The sequence below is a fragment of the Amycolatopsis sp. NPDC003861 genome (assembly GCF_053605405.1).
On the sequence record NZ_JBSGJD010000001.1, the window covers coordinates 25243 to 42831 of the forward strand.

General features: G+C 73.2%; 12 protein-coding genes. 9 read left to right on the forward strand and 3 right to left on the reverse strand.

The annotated features are described in order from the left end of the window. Nucleotides 1-120: 120 nt before the first annotated feature. The 3 genes from ACWEVN_RS00145 to larB form a co-directional block, all read right to left on the reverse strand. Nucleotides 121-3255 (reverse strand): LamG-like jellyroll fold domain-containing protein, encoded by a 3135-nt coding sequence (locus tag ACWEVN_RS00145; protein WP_452049625.1) that lies wholly within the window; start codon nt 3253-3255, stop codon nt 121-123. Between the two features lie 270 nt (nt 3256-3525). Beyond that, entirely contained in the window at nt 3526-4710 is a 1185-nt protein-coding gene (gene larC, locus ACWEVN_RS00150) for a nickel pincer cofactor biosynthesis protein LarC (protein ID WP_452049626.1), read from the reverse strand. Beyond that, entirely contained in the window at nt 4707-5396 is a 690-nt protein-coding gene (gene larB / locus ACWEVN_RS00155; protein WP_452049627.1) for a nickel pincer cofactor biosynthesis protein LarB, read from the reverse strand. The genes larC and larB overlap by 4 nt, the downstream gene beginning before the upstream one ends. 147 nt (nt 5397-5543) lie before the next feature. Between larB and ACWEVN_RS00160 the strand changes: the two genes are divergently transcribed. The 9 genes from ACWEVN_RS00160 to ACWEVN_RS00200 all read left to right on the forward strand — a co-directional run bounded on the left by ACWEVN_RS00160 (nt 5544) and on the right by ACWEVN_RS00200 (nt 17575). Then, entirely contained in the window at nt 5544-6368 is an 825-nt protein-coding gene (locus ACWEVN_RS00160; protein WP_452049628.1) for an asparagine synthase-related protein, read from the forward strand. A gap of 217 nt (nt 6369-6585) precedes the next feature. Further along, complete coding sequence (locus tag ACWEVN_RS00165; RefSeq protein ID WP_452049629.1) at nt 6586-8415, forward strand: BTAD domain-containing putative transcriptional regulator; 1830 nt, start codon at nt 6586-6588, stop codon at nt 8413-8415. 217 nt (nt 8416-8632) lie between these two features. Continuing rightward, nucleotides 8633-10297, forward strand: coding sequence for a class I adenylate-forming enzyme family protein (locus ACWEVN_RS00170; RefSeq protein ID WP_452049630.1), 1665 nt, complete (start codon nt 8633-8635; stop codon nt 10295-10297). A 26-nt stretch (nt 10298-10323) separates the two neighbouring features. Further along, entirely contained in the window at nt 10324-11361 is a 1038-nt protein-coding gene (aroF, locus tag ACWEVN_RS00175) for a 3-deoxy-7-phosphoheptulonate synthase (protein WP_452049631.1), read from the forward strand. A gap of 24 nt (nt 11362-11385) precedes the next feature. After that, a complete protein-coding gene (locus ACWEVN_RS00180; protein WP_452049632.1) occupies nt 11386-13311 on the forward strand; it encodes an FAD/NAD(P)-binding protein in 1926 nt (641 codons plus the stop codon). Beyond that, entirely contained in the window at nt 13308-14618 is a 1311-nt protein-coding gene (locus ACWEVN_RS00185; protein WP_452049633.1) for a class-II fumarase/aspartase family protein, read from the forward strand. The genes ACWEVN_RS00180 and ACWEVN_RS00185 overlap by 4 nt, the downstream gene beginning before the upstream one ends. Continuing rightward, nucleotides 14615-15703: a branched-chain amino acid aminotransferase gene (locus tag ACWEVN_RS00190; protein ID WP_452049634.1), complete on the forward strand. Its 1089-nt coding sequence runs from the start codon at nt 14615-14617 to the stop codon at nt 15701-15703. The genes ACWEVN_RS00185 and ACWEVN_RS00190 overlap by 4 nt, the downstream gene beginning before the upstream one ends. Continuing rightward, a complete protein-coding gene (locus ACWEVN_RS00195) occupies nt 15673-16296 on the forward strand; it encodes a mycothiol-dependent nitroreductase Rv2466c family protein (protein WP_452049724.1) in 624 nt (207 codons plus the stop codon). The genes ACWEVN_RS00190 and ACWEVN_RS00195 overlap by 31 nt, the downstream gene beginning before the upstream one ends. 10 nt (nt 16297-16306) lie before the next feature. Then, nucleotides 16307-17575 (forward strand): ATP-grasp domain-containing protein, encoded by a 1269-nt coding sequence (locus ACWEVN_RS00200; protein ID WP_452049635.1) that lies wholly within the window; start codon nt 16307-16309, stop codon nt 17573-17575. Nucleotides 17576-17589: the final 14 nt, after the last annotated feature.

Below are 17589 nucleotides of genomic sequence, written 5' to 3' on the forward strand. Positions count from 1 at the left end.
CCGAACGTCTGGAATCCGTGTTCACTTCGTGAACACGGACCTCAGGCTACACGGACCAGGCACCTCGTTCCCGGCGACGCGGGTGCCGCGCCGGGCGGCACCCGCGTCACCGGAGGAGCGTCAGGAGAGCCGGGCGACCTCCGTGTCCGTCAACGCCTGGCCGATGACGTGGACGTCGTCGACCGCGCCGCTCCAGGAGTCGACGTTGCGGCCGTCGTACTTGGCGCGCCCGACCGTGAACGCGCCGGTGCTGGCCAGCGCCGGTCCGGCCGGGGCCGTCGCGACCCGCACGCCGTCGACGTAGAGCCGGATCTCGCTGCCGGCCCGCACTCCGGTGAGCTCGTACCAGCGGCCGATCTCCGGCACGACCTCGTACCGGGCCCGGTTGCCGCCGGGCGTGCTGAACGCGAACGCGCCCTGCCCGTACTGCAGGTAGAACGGGCTTTCCCGGTCCCGGCCGTCCTGGCTCACCGCGGTCGCGTAGTTGCCGGGCAGCTGGTCGAGCCGCACCTTCGCGGAGACCGTGTAGTCCCCGGTCGTGTCGACCACCGGGCCGTAGGTGTCGGCGGAGCCGCCGGTGAACTGCAACGCGCCGTCCTGGAACGCCACCCCGGTCGGCGTGAGCGTCAGCGGGTTGCCGCCGCCGCTGGTGTCCTTCGCGGTGGTTCCCCGGCGCTCGTCGAGGTTCCAGTCGCCCTTGCCCGCGTACGGGTAGGGTTTGCCCGCGTTCGCGCCGGCCTCGATCACCCGCCGGTTGATCTCGCGGACCGGACCCGGGTCGACCTTGATGCGCTTGCGGTCGTAGGTCCAGAGCCCGTTCAGCTCGCCTTCCAGGTCGGTCACCTGCGTGTAGACCGACGCCGACAGCTCGGCCCGCGCCTGCCCGAGGTAGAACGTGCGGGTGTTGTCGACGTACTTCGCCGTCAGCGCCGCCTTGTCCGCCACCCCGCTGTAGATCGCGATCGGCGCGCCCGGCCACTGGTGGCCCGGCGTGCGCAGGGTGAAGCCGCCGTGCTCGCCGTCCATCGCCACGCGCTTGCCGTCCGGACGAGCCGGGTCGGTGTTGTTGTAGTCGTGGTGGTCGATGACGTCGCCCGCGCCCGAGTCACCCTTGGAGGCACAGCAGTTCACCCCGCTGTGGGCGTTGACGATCCGGCTCGGGTCGGCGGCCTTGACCTGGTCGGTGATCCGGCCGGTGGCGGCCTTGTCCCACTCGCCCCAGCCCTCGTTGAACACGATCCAGGCGTAGACCGACGGGGAGTTCTGCAGCTGGTGCATCTCTTCCAGGCCCTGGCTGAGCCACGCCTGCTGCGCCGCCGGGTTGTCGCCGTCCTCGACGGACACGAAGTCCTGCCACACCAGCAATCCGAGCCGGTCCGCGTGGTAGTACCAGCGGGCAGGCTCGACCTTGATGTGCTTGCGGACGGCGTTGAAGCCGAGGTCCTTCTGCGCCTTCAGGTCGAAGACGAGGGCGTCGTCGCTCGGCGCGGTGTTCAGGCCGTCCGGGTAGAAGCCCTGGTCCAGCTGCATCAGGGAGAAGAACGGCTTGCCGTTGAGGGTCAGCTTGGGCACGCCGCCGACGTTCGTGATGCCGGTGGACCGCATGCCGAAGTAGCTCTTGACCCGGTCGCCGCCCAGCTTGATCTCCAGCTGGTACAGGTACGGGTCGTCCGGCGTCCACAGGTGCGGGTTCGGCACCGCCAGCCTGAGGTTCGCGTTCGCCGGTCCGCTCACCGTGCCGACCGCCCGGCCGCGCGCGTCCTTGGCGACCGCCGTGACGGTGCCGGTGCCCGCGGACTTGACGTTCAGCGCCAGCGAGTTCGTCGTGAGGTCGGGCGTCGTCTTGAGCTCGTCGATGCCCCGGTCCGCCACCGGCTCCAGCCACACCGTCTGCCAGATGCCCGACGACGGGGTGTAGAAGATGCCGCCGGGGTTGGCGGACTGCTTGCCCTTGGGCTGGTACGGGCCGGTCGTGTCGGTGACGGCGACGACGATCTCCTGCTCGCCACCGCGCTTGAGCGCGTCGGTGATGTCCGCGCCGAACGCCGTGTACCCGCCGGTGTGCTCCGCGACGAGCTTGCCGTTGACCCACACCTTGGCCTGGTAGTCGACGGCGCCGAAGTTGAGCTTGAGGCGCTGGCCGCCACCGATGTTCCAGTCGCGCGGGACGGTGACCGTGCGGCGGTAGAACATGTGGTCCTCGTGCCGTTCGAGCCCGGAGAGCTGCGACTCGATCGGGTAGGGCACGACCACCTTTTCGGGCAGCCGCTTGCCGAACGTGGGCTGCTGGCCGTCCTTGGCGGCCGAGAACTCCCATGGGCCGTTGAGGTTGAGCCACTTGTCGCGCTCGAGCTGCGGCCGCGGGTACTCCGGCAGCGGGTTGCGCGGGTCGACGTGCTCGCCCCACGGCGTCCGGAGCCGTTCGGCCGACGCGTTCGCGACGATGCGCCCGGCCTTGCCGACCTTCGTGCCGTTCACCGCGAGCGCGCCCGCGCCGTCGTAGTAGAGGGTGACCCGCTGGCCCTTCAGGACCTTTTCGGCCAGCTGGATCGTCGCCCGGGTGCGGCTCGTCGCGATGGACGAGACCGGCATCGGCGTCGCGTCGACCTCGATGCGCAGGTGGTCCTTCAGGTCGCTCGTCCCGGACACCCGGCCGTCGAAGTCGGCTGTGAGCGTGCGGCCGTCCTTGGAGACGTCCGCCGTGCGCGGCACGACCGCGAAGTCGGCCGGCGGCGTGAACGCCGACAGCGGCACGATCTGCTTCGCGATGCTCCCGCTCGACCAGCGCAGGAACATGTTGGCGCCGCCGGTGTCCTGGAACATTTCGAGCTTGAAGCCGTACTGCTTGCCGGCGGTCAGCGTGACCGGCGCGCTGGTCTGCTCCTTGTCCCAGTCGCCGACCCAGTGGTCGATCACCGGCGCGCCCTCGAGGAACAGCCGGAAGCCGTTGTCGCCGATGGCGTAGAACGTGTAGTCGCCGGTCTGCGGCACGGCGAGCTGCCCGGTCCACCGGGCGGTCGTGTTCTCGGTGCGCCCGGCGACCAGGCCGAAGACCGAGGTCAGGTCGGGGTGGTCGACCTCCCCGTCGAGCGCGGTGCCGGCCAGGTTCGCGAAGTCGTGCGCCCCCGGCGCCGACGGCGTGAAGTATTCGGCCTTGAGGCCGTGCACGGGCTCGGCGGCCCCGGCGGGTGGCGTTCCCGACGCCACGCCCAGGGCCACCAGCAGGGCGAGGAGGACAGTAGCGGCTCTTCTCATCGGCGGGGACCTCCACTTTTACAACGTTGTAAAACGCTCCGGGGAGATCCAATCAGATAAATCGGACTCCTGTCCAGATCGCCTTGGCCGGCGGGCCCCGGCCTCAGGCCGCCGACCGGCGCCCGGCGGGGCGCCGCCGGAGAGCGGTTTCGAGCACCGCCGGGGGCCGGTACTCCTGGTCGAGCGCGGTTCACCCTTGCCGAAAACGCTGGGGAACCCAGGCCCGATCACGACGGGAGGCGGGTTCCTCGCCTGCCTGATCGGCCGCGGTCAGGATCCCGCGGCCGCGCGGACTTCCTCCAGCACCTGCCGCAGCGGCCGGCCGGTGGCGGCCGCGGCGGCTTTCACGTCCTCGTACTCCGGCTGGGCCGTCACCACCACGCCGTCGAGGTAGCCGCGCTTCACGCTCACCGGGCGGCCGCGGTAGTCCACCGTCACGCTGTCGCGCGGCAGTGACCGCCGCTCGGTGGGGGACAACCGGACTCCCAGCGTCGACGTGTGGGCGAACACCGCCGCGCAGAGGCCGTCCACGCGGTCGTCCGCCGCCAGGGCCGTGAGGACCATGCCCGGCCGGCCCTTCGGCGTCGTCGCCGGGGTGCACCACGCGTCGGCCGCGCCCGCGGTGCGCAGGGCTGCCAGGACGTCGGGCCACAGGCGGGGATCGAGGTCGTCCACCGTGGTCTCGATGACGGTCATCTTCGCGCGGGCCCAGGTCCGGTCCGGCTCCGCGGCCGATCCGATGACCACCCGGACGATGTTCGCGTGGCCCGGGGGATCGGCCGTTCCCGCGCCGACGCCGACGCCGGCCGGCACGCAGGCCGGCATCGGGCCGTACGCGTCCGCCAGCGTGACGAGCAGTGCCGCGCCCGTCGGCGTGCACAGCTCCCGGGCGGCGGGGTGTGCGGCGACCGGGGCGCCCGCCGCGGTGAGCAGCGCGAGCACCGCCGGTGGGGGCACGGTGAGCCGGCCGTGCGCCGCGGTCACCGTGCCGCCGCCGACGGCGATCGGCGACACCGTCACGGTTGCCTCGAGCAGGCCGAGGGCGTCCAAGCCGAGCGCGCAGCCCACGATGTCGACGATCGCGTCCAGCGCGCCGACTTCGTGGAAGTGCACCTGGTCCCGCTCGATGCCGTGCACGGCGGCTTCCGCGTCGGCCAGCGTGTCGAACACCCGGGTGGCGAAGCGTTCCGCGGCACCGGAGAGCGCGGCGGACGCGATCAGGTCGAGGATCTCCGGGAGGTGGCGGGCGTGCCGCGTCTCGGGCGCCTCGACCACGACCTGGCGCGCCCGCAACCCGTGCCGCCGCACCACCTGCTCGGTCAGCCGGACGCCGTCGACGCGCAGCCGGCCCAGGCCGTCGACGATCCCGGCGAAGTCCGCGCCCGCGTCGACCAGCGCGGCCAGCAGCATGTCGCCGGCGCAGCCGTTCCCGGCGTCGATCCACGCGACGGTCACGGTGCCACCGACTGCCGGGCGACGCGGGCCGCGGCGACGCCCGCGCCGAAGCCGTTGTCGATGTTGACCGTCACCACGCCGGGGGCACAGCTGTTCAGCATGGTGAGGAACGCGGTCAGGCCGTCGAGGTGCCAGCCGTAGCCGACGCTCGTGGGCACGGCGATCAGCGGCGTGCCGCACAGTCCACCGAGGACGGTGGGCAGCGCCGCCTCCATCCCGGCGATCGCCACCACGGCGTCGGCGCCGGCGATCCGGTCGCGTTCGGCCAGCAGGCGGTGCAGCCCGGCCACACCGACGTCGACGACGAGATCCGGCTCCGCGCCGAACACCGCCACCGTCGTCGCGCATTCGCGGGCGACGGGCAGGTCCGACGTTCCCGCGCAGACCACGGCCACCCGGCCGCGCGGTGCCGGTGCGGTCCCGAGCGTCACCGTCCGGCCGGTGTCGTCGACCGCGGCCTCCGGCAGGCGTTCCCGGCACAGCGCCCGCGCTTCGTCCCCGACCCGCGTGGCGAGCACCGCGCGTGCGGGATGGGCTTCGTGCAGCCGGGCCAGCGCGGCCGCGATCTGCTCCGGCGTCTTCCCCGCACCGAACACCACTTCCGGATCCCCGGTGCGGGCCGCCCGGTCGAGATCCAATCGCGCGAAACCCAGATCGGCGGTCGCCGCCGTAACCCCAGTCGTCACCACCCGCGAGACGTTAGCGTTCCGGCGCGCCGTATGTAAACTGTTTCGGGGGAGGCCGTCCGAATCCGGTAATGGAGTTGGGGGAAAAGTGCTGTTCTTCGGCCGAAAAATGATCACCGCGAACGGACAACCAGCAGGGAAACCGTAATGCGCGCCGGAATCGGAGATCGGCTGCTGGCCCGGGTCCGCGAGCTCGGGAGCGTCGCGGTCGCCTTCTCCGGCGGCGTCGACTCGGCGCTCGTGCTGGCCGCGGCCGCGCGGACCCTGCCGGCCGGACGCGCCCTGGCGGTGATCGCCGACTCGCCCAGCCTCGCGCGGGCGGAACTCGTGGCCGCGCGGGAGGTCGCGGCCGGTCTCGGCGTCGAACTGGCCGAGGTCGCGACCGCCGAGCTGGCCGTGCCGGGGTACCGGGACAACGCCGGGGACCGGTGCTACTTCTGCAAACAGGCGGTGCTCGGCGCGGTCGGCGCCCTCGCGCTCCGGCGCGGGTTCGCGCACGTCGCGACCGGGACGCACGCCGACGACCACCGCGCGCTGCACCGCCCGGGCCTGCGTGCGGCCCGTGAGCTGCAGGTCGTCGAGCCGCTGGCCGAAGCCGGGCTGGGCAAGGACGACGTCCGGGCGCTGGCCGCCGCGTGGTCGCTGCCCGTGGCCGGCAAGCCGTCGGCACCCTGCCTGGCGTCACGTATCTCCGTGGGCGTTCCCGTCTCTTTAGGAAGGTTGGGTCTGGTGGAGCGCGCCGAGATCGCGGTGCGCGCGCGGCTGGCCGAGGCGGGGATCCGCCCCGGTGATCTGCGCGTCCGCCTGCTCGGTGCCGGGTTTCGGGTGGAGGTGGATGGTCCGGCGCACGCGGCCGTCGAAGCGCGGCCGGGGCTCGCGGCCGCGGTGGTCGGCGAGCTCGGTGACCTCGGCCTGAGCGGTCCGGGTGCGGTCACCGTCTATCGTGCGCCCGCACTCGCGCCGCCGCCGTAAAGGTCATTCACTCCGCGCATTCGATGTAGTCATTTGTGCCGTCATCGGACGACGCGGGAAAGCCGGCTCACCGAATGCGGGGCTATCGTGTTGGCTTTGTTCGGAAAACACCGTGTCGATTTTAACGTCTCGCTGAATGCTTTCTTCGGCTAAGTTTTCCGGTTCGGCGGGCGCTGCCGCGTACGGTGGCCGCACGCGTACGGTGGGGGAGGATCGGATGTACTTCGAGTTGCTCGGCACCCTGCGGGTCCAGCGCGACGGGGAGCGGGTGGACCTCGGCGGCCCGCGCCAGCAGCGGCTCCTGGTGATGCTGCTGCTCAGTGCGAACAAGGTGGTCGGCGCGGACCGCTTGCTGGAGGCCATGTGGGACGGTGAGCCGCCGGTGACGGCGCGAAGGCAGCTGCACAACGCCGTCGCCGCGCTGCGACGCAGCTTCGGGACCGCCAAGCACCTCGTGGTCAAGGACGGTCCCGGCTACCGCATCACCGTCGATCCGCACGGCGTCGACGCGCACCGGTTCACCGCGATGGTCGCCTCGGCCTCCGCGGCGGCCGCGGCCGGGCGGGCAGCTGCGGCCGTCGAGCTCCTGGAGGCGGCCCTGGCGCTCTGGAACGGACCCGCGCTGTCGGGTTTGGACAACGCCGTGTTCGAGATCGCCGCCGCGCGGTTCGAGGAGAACCGGCTGACCGCGACCGAACGGCTCGCCGCGCTGCGCCTGGACGGCGGGGAGGCGTCGGCGCTCGTGCCGCAGCTGGGCGAGCTCGTCTCGCGGCACCCGCTGCGGGAGGAGTCGCGCAAGCTGCTGATGCTGGCCCTGCACCGGTGCGGGCGCACCGCCGACGCGCTCAACGCCTACGAACAGGGCCGCCGGATGCTGCGTGACGAGCTGGGTGTCGACCCGGGCGCGAGCATCCGCGAGCTGTACGAGCGGATCCTGCGCGACGACCTGCCGAAGCGGCGGCCCGAGCCCGCCCCGGGCCGGTCGTTCCTGCCGTACGACACCGCGCACTTCACCGGCCGCGCCGAGGAGCTGCGGTCCCTGTCGGTGCACCGGTCGGCGGGAACCGCGCTGAGCATCCTGGCCATCGACGGCATGCCCGGCGTCGGCAAGACCACCCTGGCCGTCCGGCTCGCCCACCAGCTGGCGCACCGGTTCCCGGACGGGCACCTCTACCTCGACCTGCACGGCCACACGGCCGGCCGGGAGCCGCTCGAACCGGACACGGCGCTGGAGCGGCTGCTGCTGGACTTCGGGCTCGCGCCGGACCGGATCCCCGGCGGCTGCGGCCAGCGCGCGGCGCGGTGGCGCGCGGAGCTCGCCGAGCGGCGGGTCCTCGTGGTGCTGGACAACGCCCTCGACGCCCGGCAGGTCCGGCCGCTGCTGCCCGGCACGGGAAAGGCGCAGGTGATCGTCACCAGCCGCCGCCGGCTGGCCGGCCTCGACGGGGTGACGGCCCGTTCGCTGGACGTCTTCGGTCCGCCCGACGCGGCGGCGCTGTTCACCCGGATCGCCGGTGCGGACCGCACGGCGGGCCGGGCGGACGCGGTCGCGGAGGTGGTGGCGCTCTGCGGGTACCTGCCCCTGGCGGTGGCGATCGCGGCGTGCCGGTTCCACAACCGGCCGGCGTGGTCCCTCGACGACCTGGTGTTCCGGCTGCGGGACCGCGTCACGCGCCTGGCCGAGCTGAGCCTGGAGGACCGCGGCGTGGCGTCGCGGCTCGAGGTGTCCTACGGGAGGCTGCCGGCCGGGCAGCGCCGGCTGTTCCGGGTCCTGGGCGCGACCACGCGCCCGGGCGAGGAGTTCGACGCCGCCGACGCGGCACGGCTGGTGGGCCGGCCGGTGCCGGAGGCGGAGCGGTCGCTGGAGGCGCTGTTCGACGCCCACCTGCTGCGCCAGCGGGCGGCGGGGCGGTACCACTTCCACGACCTGGTCCAGGAACACGCGCGGACGAAGGTGGAGGAGCCGGAGCTGGGCGACGGGCTGCTGACCACGTTCGGCCGGGCCACGCTGACTCCGGTCGGCGACCTGGAGTGCAGCATCGGCTGAACCGCCCGGCCCGCCGCGATCCGTCCGTAGCCGATCGGCTCCGGACGGTTTTCTGTTGCCGGCCGGTGACCGGTCGACCTCGCTGTGCGACGCCGGTATCCGTTGTGCCGCAACGCTCTCGCCGCTGATGCAGCACCGATGCGTCTCCGATGGACACACCCGGCACGCTCGGCGGCGGAGTCGAAAAGCCCGCGGTCCCGCTGCAGAAAGTGATGCCATGGAGTTCACGCACCAGACCGTCCTGAGCCCGGAACTGCGGGCGCAGGTCCTCGCCGACCCGAGCATCGGCGGCGGGAACCTGCTGCCCGCCATGCTCGAGCTCAACCCCCGCCCGGACGAGCCGTTCATCCATTCGCTCACGCCGATCCCGTACACCGACGGGGAAACGAAGCACTGGTTCAGCCTCCGCGACCTCGACCACCTCGTGCAGAGCTGGTCGGTCTGGTACCTGGAACGGGGGGTGCGGCCGCACGACCGGGTCGCCGTCTTCCCGCCCGACTCCCTCCAGTACTTCCTGCACCTGTCGGCGCTCGCGCAGATCGGCGCGATCTCCATGCTCATCAACAGCAACGCCAAGCGCGACAGCGCCGTGGCGCTGATCGAGCGCAGCGGCGCCACCGGCCTCTACACCGACGCCGAGCGGCTCGCCCGGATCACCCCGGACCTCGACCGGCTGAACCTGGACTGGGTGCACACCGAGCAGTCCGGGCCGCCGTCGGCGGTGCTGCCGGACGCCGACCGGTTCCGGCACCACCCGGACGACCCGGTCGGCCTCATGCACTCCTCCGGCACCACCGGCCTGCCGAAGCCGGTCATCCACACGCACAAGACCATTTTGGACGGTCCGAAGTGGCGTGCGGTGAACTACCGGGAAGAGCCGGACGCGCTCATCCTGAACGCGCTCCCGCAGTCGCACCAGGGGTGTGTGTCCTTCAACGCCTACGCCGTGCTGGGCGGGCAGCCGATGGTCGTCCACCGGGACGTCTCCGGCGCCGAGCTGGCCGAAGCCGTCGAGACGCACCGGCCGACCATGGTGATGGCCTTCGGCCACGCCTACCCGGAGCTCGCGGCGATCGAGACGCCGAAGGGCGCGCTCGACTCGGTGAACATCTGGGTGTCCATGGCGGACGCCATCCACGAGCGGCACCTGAAGGACATCCTCGGCCGCCGGTCGCCGGAGCTGCCGCCGGCGGCGTTCTTGGACCGGCTCGGTACCACCGAGCTCGGCTGGGGCGTGCTCATGCAGCCGCGCACCCTCGCGACCGAGCGCAACGACCGCTGCGTCGGCAAGTCGGTCGGGTTCGCCGAAGTCGCGATCGTGCGGGAGAACGGGACGCTCGCCGAGCCGTACGAGTACGGCTTCCTCGGCGCGAAGCCGCCGTCGATGACCGTGGGCTACTGGGGGAACCAGGACACCTACTACCGCAGCAAGCTCGCCGGGTACTGGCTGACCGGCGACATCGCGTACCGCGACGAGGACGGCAACTTCTACCAGGTCGACCGCGCGGTCGATGTCGTGCACACGGCCGCCGGGCCCGGGTACTCGGTGCTGATGGAGGAACTGATCCTCAACGAGGTCGCCGGCATCGAGGACTGCACCGTCGTGGCCGGCGGCCACCACGGGGAACAGCTGGCCGTGGCCGTCGTGACGGGCCGGGACGTGGACGCGGAGAAGGTGCTGTTCGCGGCCAACGAAGCCCTGCGGGCCACCGGGAAACCCGAACTGGCCGTCGTCGAGGTCGCCACCGGCGGCGACGACTTCCCGCTCGGGGTCACCGGCAAGTCGCTCAAGCGCTTCCTGCGGGACAAGTACCAGGACCTCGCCGTGCACGTCCGCGACCGCCGGGGCAAGACCCTCGCCGCCGTCGACGCGCTGGCGTGAACCCCTCTCGAGAAGAGACGATCGCCGTGACCGACCAAGACTTCCTGCTCGTGTTCGATGAGACCGTGACCCCCGCCGGGGTCGGCGTCTGGCTGCGGTACCTGGAGTCCGCGGGCGTGCCCACGCAGCTGTACCGGCTCGGCGCCGGGCACGTCCTGCCGGTGTCCGGAGTGGACGGTGACGGGCTGCTCGCCGCGGCGCCGGACCTGCCGCCGCCGACCCGGCGCGTGCCGCGCGGCGGCGAGGCGTGGCTGGGCCGCCGGGAGATCCGCCCGGCGGGCACCGCGGTCTCCCTCGGCCCGGCCACGATCGGGGACGGCTCGGTCGCGGTGATCGCCGGCCCGTGCGCCGTCGAGACGCCGGAGCAGATGCTCGCCACGGCGGAGCTCGTCGCCGAACACGGTGCCGTCGGCCTGCGCGGCGGGGTCTTCAAGCCGCGGACGTCGCCGCACTCGTTCCAGGGCCTCGGGTTCACCGGCCTGGAGCTGCTCACCGAAGCGAGGGCGAAGACGGGACTGCCGTTCGTCACCGAGGTCGTCGACTCCGAACACGTCAAACGGCTGGCCGAGGTGGTGGACGGCTTCCAGATCGGCGCGCGCAACATGCAGAACTTCGCGCTGCTGAGCGCGGTGGGCCAGAGCGGCCTGCCGGTGGTGCTCAAGCGCGGGTTCGGCTGCACCGTCGAAGAGACCCTCGCCGCCGGGGAGTACCTGCTGCTCGAAGGCAACGACCAGGTCGTGCTGTGCGAGCGCGGCATCCGCACGTTCGAGCCGTCGTCGCGGTTCACGCTCGACCTGACGGCGGTGGCGCTGTGGAAGCAGCGCACCCACCTGCCGGTCATCGTGGACCCGAGCCACTCGGGCGGCCGGCCGGAACTGGTCGAGCCGCTGTCGCTCGCGGCCGTCGCGGCCGGGGCGGACGCGCTGCTGATCGACGTCCACGTCCGGCCGGAAGAGGCCCTGTGCGACGCCAAGCAGGCGCTGCGGCCGGAGCAGTTCGCCGGGCTGATGACCCGCCTCGGCGACGTCGCGGCCGGGCTCGGCCGGAGCCTGCAGAGACGCTGACCAAATCACCGGGAGTGGGAGACAGTGTTCGGGGAGACGTCGGAGATCGCGGTGGTCGGGCTCGGCCCGCGCGGGTTGTCGGTCGCGGAACGGCTGAGCGCCAACGCCGGCTCGCTCGTGCCGCCCGGCCACCGGCTGGTGGTGCACCTCGTCGACCCGCGGCTGGCCGACGGCGGCCAGGTGTGGCGCAGCACGCAGGACCGCCTGCTGTTGATGAACACCGTCGCCGGCCAGGTGACCATGTTCGTCGACGAGACGGTCGACTGCGCGGGCCCGGTCGTGCGCGGTCCCAGCCTGTACGAGTGGGCGCGTTCGATCGCCCTGCTCGGCAGCCCGGACGTGCCGGACGCCGTCCGGGCCGAAGCCGAGGTGCTCGGCCCGGACGACTACCCGTCGCGGGCGTTCTACGGCAGCTATCTGCGCTGGACGCGGCGGCGGATCACCCGGACCGCACCGCCGTCGGTGCGGTTCGCGGCCCACCAGGCGCGGGCGGTCGACGTCCGGGACGGCGGCGCCGGCCGCCAGGACGTCGTGCTGGACGACGGCACGGTCCTCGCCGGCCTGGCCGCCGTCGTGCTCGCGCTCGGGCACCAGCCGCACGAGCTCACCCCGGCCGAAGCGGAGCTGAGCCGGTACGCCGGGCGTCACGGCCTGCGCTACTTCGGGCCGGGCAACCCGGCCGACGCGCCGGCGGACGACGTGCCCGCGGGGGAGCCGGTGCTCCTGCGCGGGATGGGCCTGAACTTCTTCGACCACCTGGCCCTGCTCACGCTCGGGCGCGGCGGCCGGTTCACCCGCGAGCCGGGCGGCGCGCTGGCGTACGTGCCGTCCGGCCGGGAACCGCGGCTGGTCGCCGGATCGCGGCGCGGGGTCCCGTACCAGGCCCGCGCCCGCAACGAGAAGGGCGCGTCCGGACGGCACGAACCGCGGTTCCTCACCCCCGCCGTGATCGAGCGGCTGCGGGACGGCGCCGACTTCCGCCGGGACGTCTGGCCGCTGATCGACCAGGAGGTCCGCACGGTCTTCTACGCCGCCCTCGTGCGGGAGCGGGGGTGCGAGTGCGACGCCGAGGAGTTCACCGAAGCGTTCGCGGCGGCCGGTCCCGCGGAGGTGCCCGCGGATCCGCTGGCGGTGCGGGAAAGCGAGGCCCAGCGGATCGTGCTGGCCAAGTTCGGGCTCGACCGGAGCTGGGACTGGCGGCACGTTGCGGCGCCGTACTCCGACGCCGACCTCGCCTCGACGGCGACCTTCCGCACCTGGCTGCGGTCCTATGTGGACACCGAGCTGGCCGAGGCGCACAGGGGCAATGTGACCGGCCCGCTCAAGGCGGCCACGGACGTGCTGCGCGACCTGCGCAACGAGATCCGGCTGGCCGTCGACCACGGCGGGATCTCCGGCGCCTCCTACCGCGACGACCTGCGGCGCTGGTACATGCCGCTCAACGCGTACCTGTCGATCGGGCCGCCCGCCGAACGCGTCGAGCAGTTCGGCGCGCTGCTGGACGCGGGCGTGCTCGAGGTGCTCGGCCCGGACCTGCGGATCGACGGCACCGGCGGCCGGTTCGTCGCGTGGTCCGCCGCGTGCCCCGACGTCGTCGTCCGCGCGAAGTCGCTGATCGAGGCGCGCCTGCCGGACACCGACCTGCGGCGCACGACGGACCCGCTGCTGCGGACGCTGCTCGCCCGCGGGGAGTGCGGCCCGTACCGCCTCGGCGAGTTCGAGACGGGCGGGCTGGCCGTCACGCGGCGGCCGTACCACGTGGTGGACGCGGAGGGCCGGCCCCACCCGCGGCGGTTCGCGTTCGGCGTCCCGACCGAGGCCGTGCACTGGGTGACCGCGGCGGGCATCCGGCCGGGTGTCAACTCGGTGATCCTCGGCGACTCCGATGCCATCGCGCGGTCGTGCCTGGGGCTCGCGGTGGAACACGACGACCTGGGGAGGACCGCATGAGTGACCTGCTCGCTCCCGCGTGGGCCGCGACCGGCGCCGGCGCGCTCGTCGACGACCACGCGCTGCTGACCGCGATGCTCGACGTCGAGGCCGCCCTCGCCGAAGCCCAAGCCGAGCTGGGGGCGATCCCCGGGACCGCGGCGAAGGCCATCCGGGCCGTGGCCGTGACCGACCTCGACCCGCAGGCCATCGCCGCGGGGGTGCGCGAGACGGCGAACCCGGTGGTCGCGTTCGTCGCCGGGCTCACCGCCGCGGTCGACCCGGCCGCCGCCGAGTACGTCCACCGCGGCAGCACCAGCCAGGACGTCCTCGACACGGCCTTGATGCTGCTCTGCGCGGGCACCCTGGACCGCGTCGAGCGGGACCTGCTGGCCACCGCCGGGACCCTGGCCGGGCACGTCCGCGCGCACCGGGACACGCCGATGGCCGGGCGCACCCTGACCCAGCACGCCGTGCCGGTCACGTTCGGGCTCAAGGCGGCGACCTGGCTGCACCTCGTCCTCGACGCCGTCGAGCGGGTGCGCCGGGCGCGCGCGGACCTGCCGGTCTCGCTCGGCGGCGCGGCCGGGACCCTCGCCGCGTACGAGGAATACGGGCCGGGCTCGCTGGAGCTGCCCGACCGCGTGGCGGAGAAGCTCGGCTTGGCCCCGCAAGTCCTGCCCTGGCACGGCATCCGCACGCCGATCGCCGACGTCGCTTCGGCGCTGCTGGTCACCACGGGCGCGCTCGGCAAGATCGCCGCGGACGTCCTCGTGCTGGCGCGTACCGAGATCGGCGAGGTCACCGAGGAGCGCGCGCCCGGGCGAGGGGCGTCCTCGGCGATGCCGCAGAAGCACAACCCGGTGTTCGCGACGCTGGTGGCGACCGCGGCCCGGCAGCTGCCGCCGCTCGCCGTGGTCCTCTTCCAATCGATGACGGCCGAGGACGAACGGTCCTCGGGCGGCTGGCACGCGGAGTGGCAGCCGCTGCGGGACGCCCTGCGGATCGCCGCCGGGGCCACCGCGAACGGCGTCCGGCTGGCCGAGACGCTGCGGGTGCACCCCGAGGCGATGGCGGCGAACCTGCGGCTGACCCGGGGCGCGATCGTCTCCGAACGCGTCACCGCCGTCCTGGCCCCGAAGCTGGGCAAGGCCGCGGCCAAGCGCCTGCTGACCGAGGCCACCGCCGAAGCCGAGCGCACCGGCGCGGAACTGGCCGGCCTGCTCGACGTTTCCCCCGGCCTGCTGGACCCGGCGGGCTACACCGGACTTTCCGGCCCGCTGGCCGACCGGGCCCTGGCCCGTTTCGAACGCGAGGAGCGACGATGACGACCCTGGACTTCGCCCGCGAGCGGCGGGACCCGATGCCCGCCGAGCAGCGCGAAGAACTCCTGCGCATGCCGGGCTTCGGCTCGCTCTACTCCGACCACATGGTCACCGCCCGGTGGACCACCGGCCGCGGGTGGCACGAGGCCACGAGCCGGCCCCTCGCCGCGTTCTCGTTGCACCCGGCCACCATGGCGTTCCACTACGGACAGACGATCTTCGAGGGGCTGAAGGCGTTCTGGCGGCCGGACGGGAAGCACGTCCTCTTCCGGCCGCGCGACCACGCGGCCCGGTTCGCGCGCTCGGCCCGCCGGATGGCCATGCCCGAGCTGCCGGAGGCGGACTTCCTCGCGGCCGTGGAGGCGCTGCTGAGCGTGGACGGCGACTGGGTGCCGCGGACGCGGGGGCACAGCTTCTACCTGCGGCCGTTCCTGATCGCCAGCGAGACGCACCTGTCGAACCGGCCCGCCGAGGAGTACCTGTTCGCGGTGATCGGCAGCCCCGCCCGGCCCGCGTCGGCGGAACCGGCGCCGATCCGGCTGTGGGCGTCCCCGGAGTACGTCCGCGCGGCCGACGGCGGCACCGGCACGATCAAGTGCGGCGGCAACTACGGCGGGTCCTACCTGGCGCAGCGGGAGGCCGCGGCGCACGGCTGCCACCAGGTCGCCTGGCTGGACGCGCGCGAACGCCGGTACGTCGAGGAAGTGGGCGGCTCCAACCTGTTCTTCGTCGAAGGCGAAAGGCTCGTGACGCCGCCGCTGAGCGGGACGCTGCTGGCCGGCGTGACCCGCGACTCGGCCCTGCGGCTGGCCGGGCGGCTCGGGTACGCCGTCGCCGAAGAGCCGGTCACGCTCGAAGACTGGGAACGCGGCTGCCGCGACGGGCGCATCACCGAGACGTTCGCGTGCGGCACCGCCCGCGCGCTGACTCCGGTCGGGCACGCGGTCACGCCGGAGGGCGAGTGGGCCGTCGGCGACGGCACCACGGGCCCGGTCACCCGCCGCCTCCTGAACACCCTGCTGGACATCCAGTACGGCGAAACCCCGGACGAATTCGGCTGGCTGCACCCGCTGGAGAGGACCTCGTGAAGATCGACTTCTACTTCGACCCGGCCTGCCCGTTCGCCTGGATCACCTCGCGGTGGATCCTCGAGGTGGAGCAGCACCGCGACCTCACCCTGCGGTTCCGGGTGATGAGCCTCGGCGTGCTCAACGAAGACCGCGAGCTCGAGCCGTGGTACCGCGAGTTCTGCGACCGCTCGTGGGGCCCGGTCCGGGTCTGCGTCGCCGCCGCCCGGCAGCACGGCGAGGAGGTGCTGCGCGACCTCTACACCGCGCTGGGCACCCGGATCCACAAGGGAAAGAACAAGGACTTCGCCGACGTCGTCGCGCAGGCGCTGGCCGAGGCCGGCCTGCCGGCCGGGCTCATCGACGCGATGGAGAGCACCGAGTACGACGAAGCCCTGCGCAAGAGCCACGCCGAGGCGCTCGCCCCGGTCGGCGCCGATCTCGGCACGCCGGCCATCCACGTCGACGGCACCGGCTTCTTCGGGCCCGTGCTCAACGCCATCCCGCGCGGGCAGGACGCCGTCGACCTGTTCGACGGCGTGGTCGCGCTCTCCCGCAACCCGCACTTCTTCGAGCTGAAGCGCGCCCGGACGCCGGGCCTGGACTACGAATGAGGGAACGGCCATGAGACGCATCGGGTTCGTCGAGTCGAACCGGTCCGGGTCCGGCTTCGACGCCCTGCGGGCGGCCCGCCGGCTGGGGCTGCACGTCACCTTCTTCAGCTGCGGCCTGGACCGCTACCACGCGACACCGGGCGGCACCGAAGTGCTCGAAACGTGCGTCGACGAGGTCGTGGCCTGCCCGACCCACGAGCTGGAACCGCTGCTGGAGGCGGTGAAAGCGGTCGACGCCGCGAAGCCGCTCGACGCGCTGCTCTCGGTAGCCGAGTACGAGGTCATCCCGGCCGCCGACGCGGCCCGGCAGCTCGGCCTGCCCGGCCCCGACCCGGCCGCCGTCCGGATCGCGCGGGACAAGGCCGCGCAACGGCGGCGGTGGGCCGAGCGCGGGGTGCCCGTCCCGGAGTTCCGCGTCGTCACCACCGCCCGAGACGCCGTCCGCGCCGCCGGAGAGATCGGGCTGCCGTGCGTGGTCAAAGCCGTGGACGAGACCAGCGGCGCGCACGTCGTCCGCTGCACCACGCCCGACGAGGTCACCGGAACGTTCACGGCGATCCGCTCGGCGGCGACCAACCGCCGCGGTCAGGCCCGCTCACCCGAGGTGCTCGTCGAGGAATGCCTCGTCGGGTTCGAGGTCAGCGTGGAGGTCCTGGCCGAGGGCGGGACCGTCCGCGTGCTCGGGGTGACCGACAAGATCCTCGGCGGGCGCAACCGGTTCATCGAGCTCGGGCACAGCTTCCCGACGGCGCTGCCGGACCCGGTCCGGCGCGAGCTGGCGTCGGCCGCCGTGGCCGCGACCACGGCCGTCGGCTTCGACCTGGGCATCGCGCACGTCGAGATCAAGTACACCGGCGCGGGCCCGAAGCTCGTCGAGATCAACCCGCGCCCGGCGGGCGACCGGATCACCGAGCTGATGGACCACAGCTTCGGGTGGTCCACGATGGAGCTGCTGATCCGCCAGTACCTCGGCGAGTCCGTCGGCGACGTCGTGACCGAGCCGCAGAGTGGCGCGGCGATCCGTTACCTCACCGCCGATCCCGGCGTCGTGACGGAGGTGACCGGCCGGGCCATCGCTGCCGCGCTGCCCGGGGTCCGCGAGGCCGTCGTGTCGGTGGGGCCCGGTGCGCGGGTGGATCCGTTGCGGGTCAACGAAGACCGGGTCGGGCACGTCCTGGCGACGGCCGGTGACGCCTACCTGGCGGGCCGGATCGCCGAAGCGGCCGCCCAGCAGATCGTGGTCGCCACCCGTGCCGATGCGCCGCCGATGGTGCGCTGATGGCCGCGTCGGCG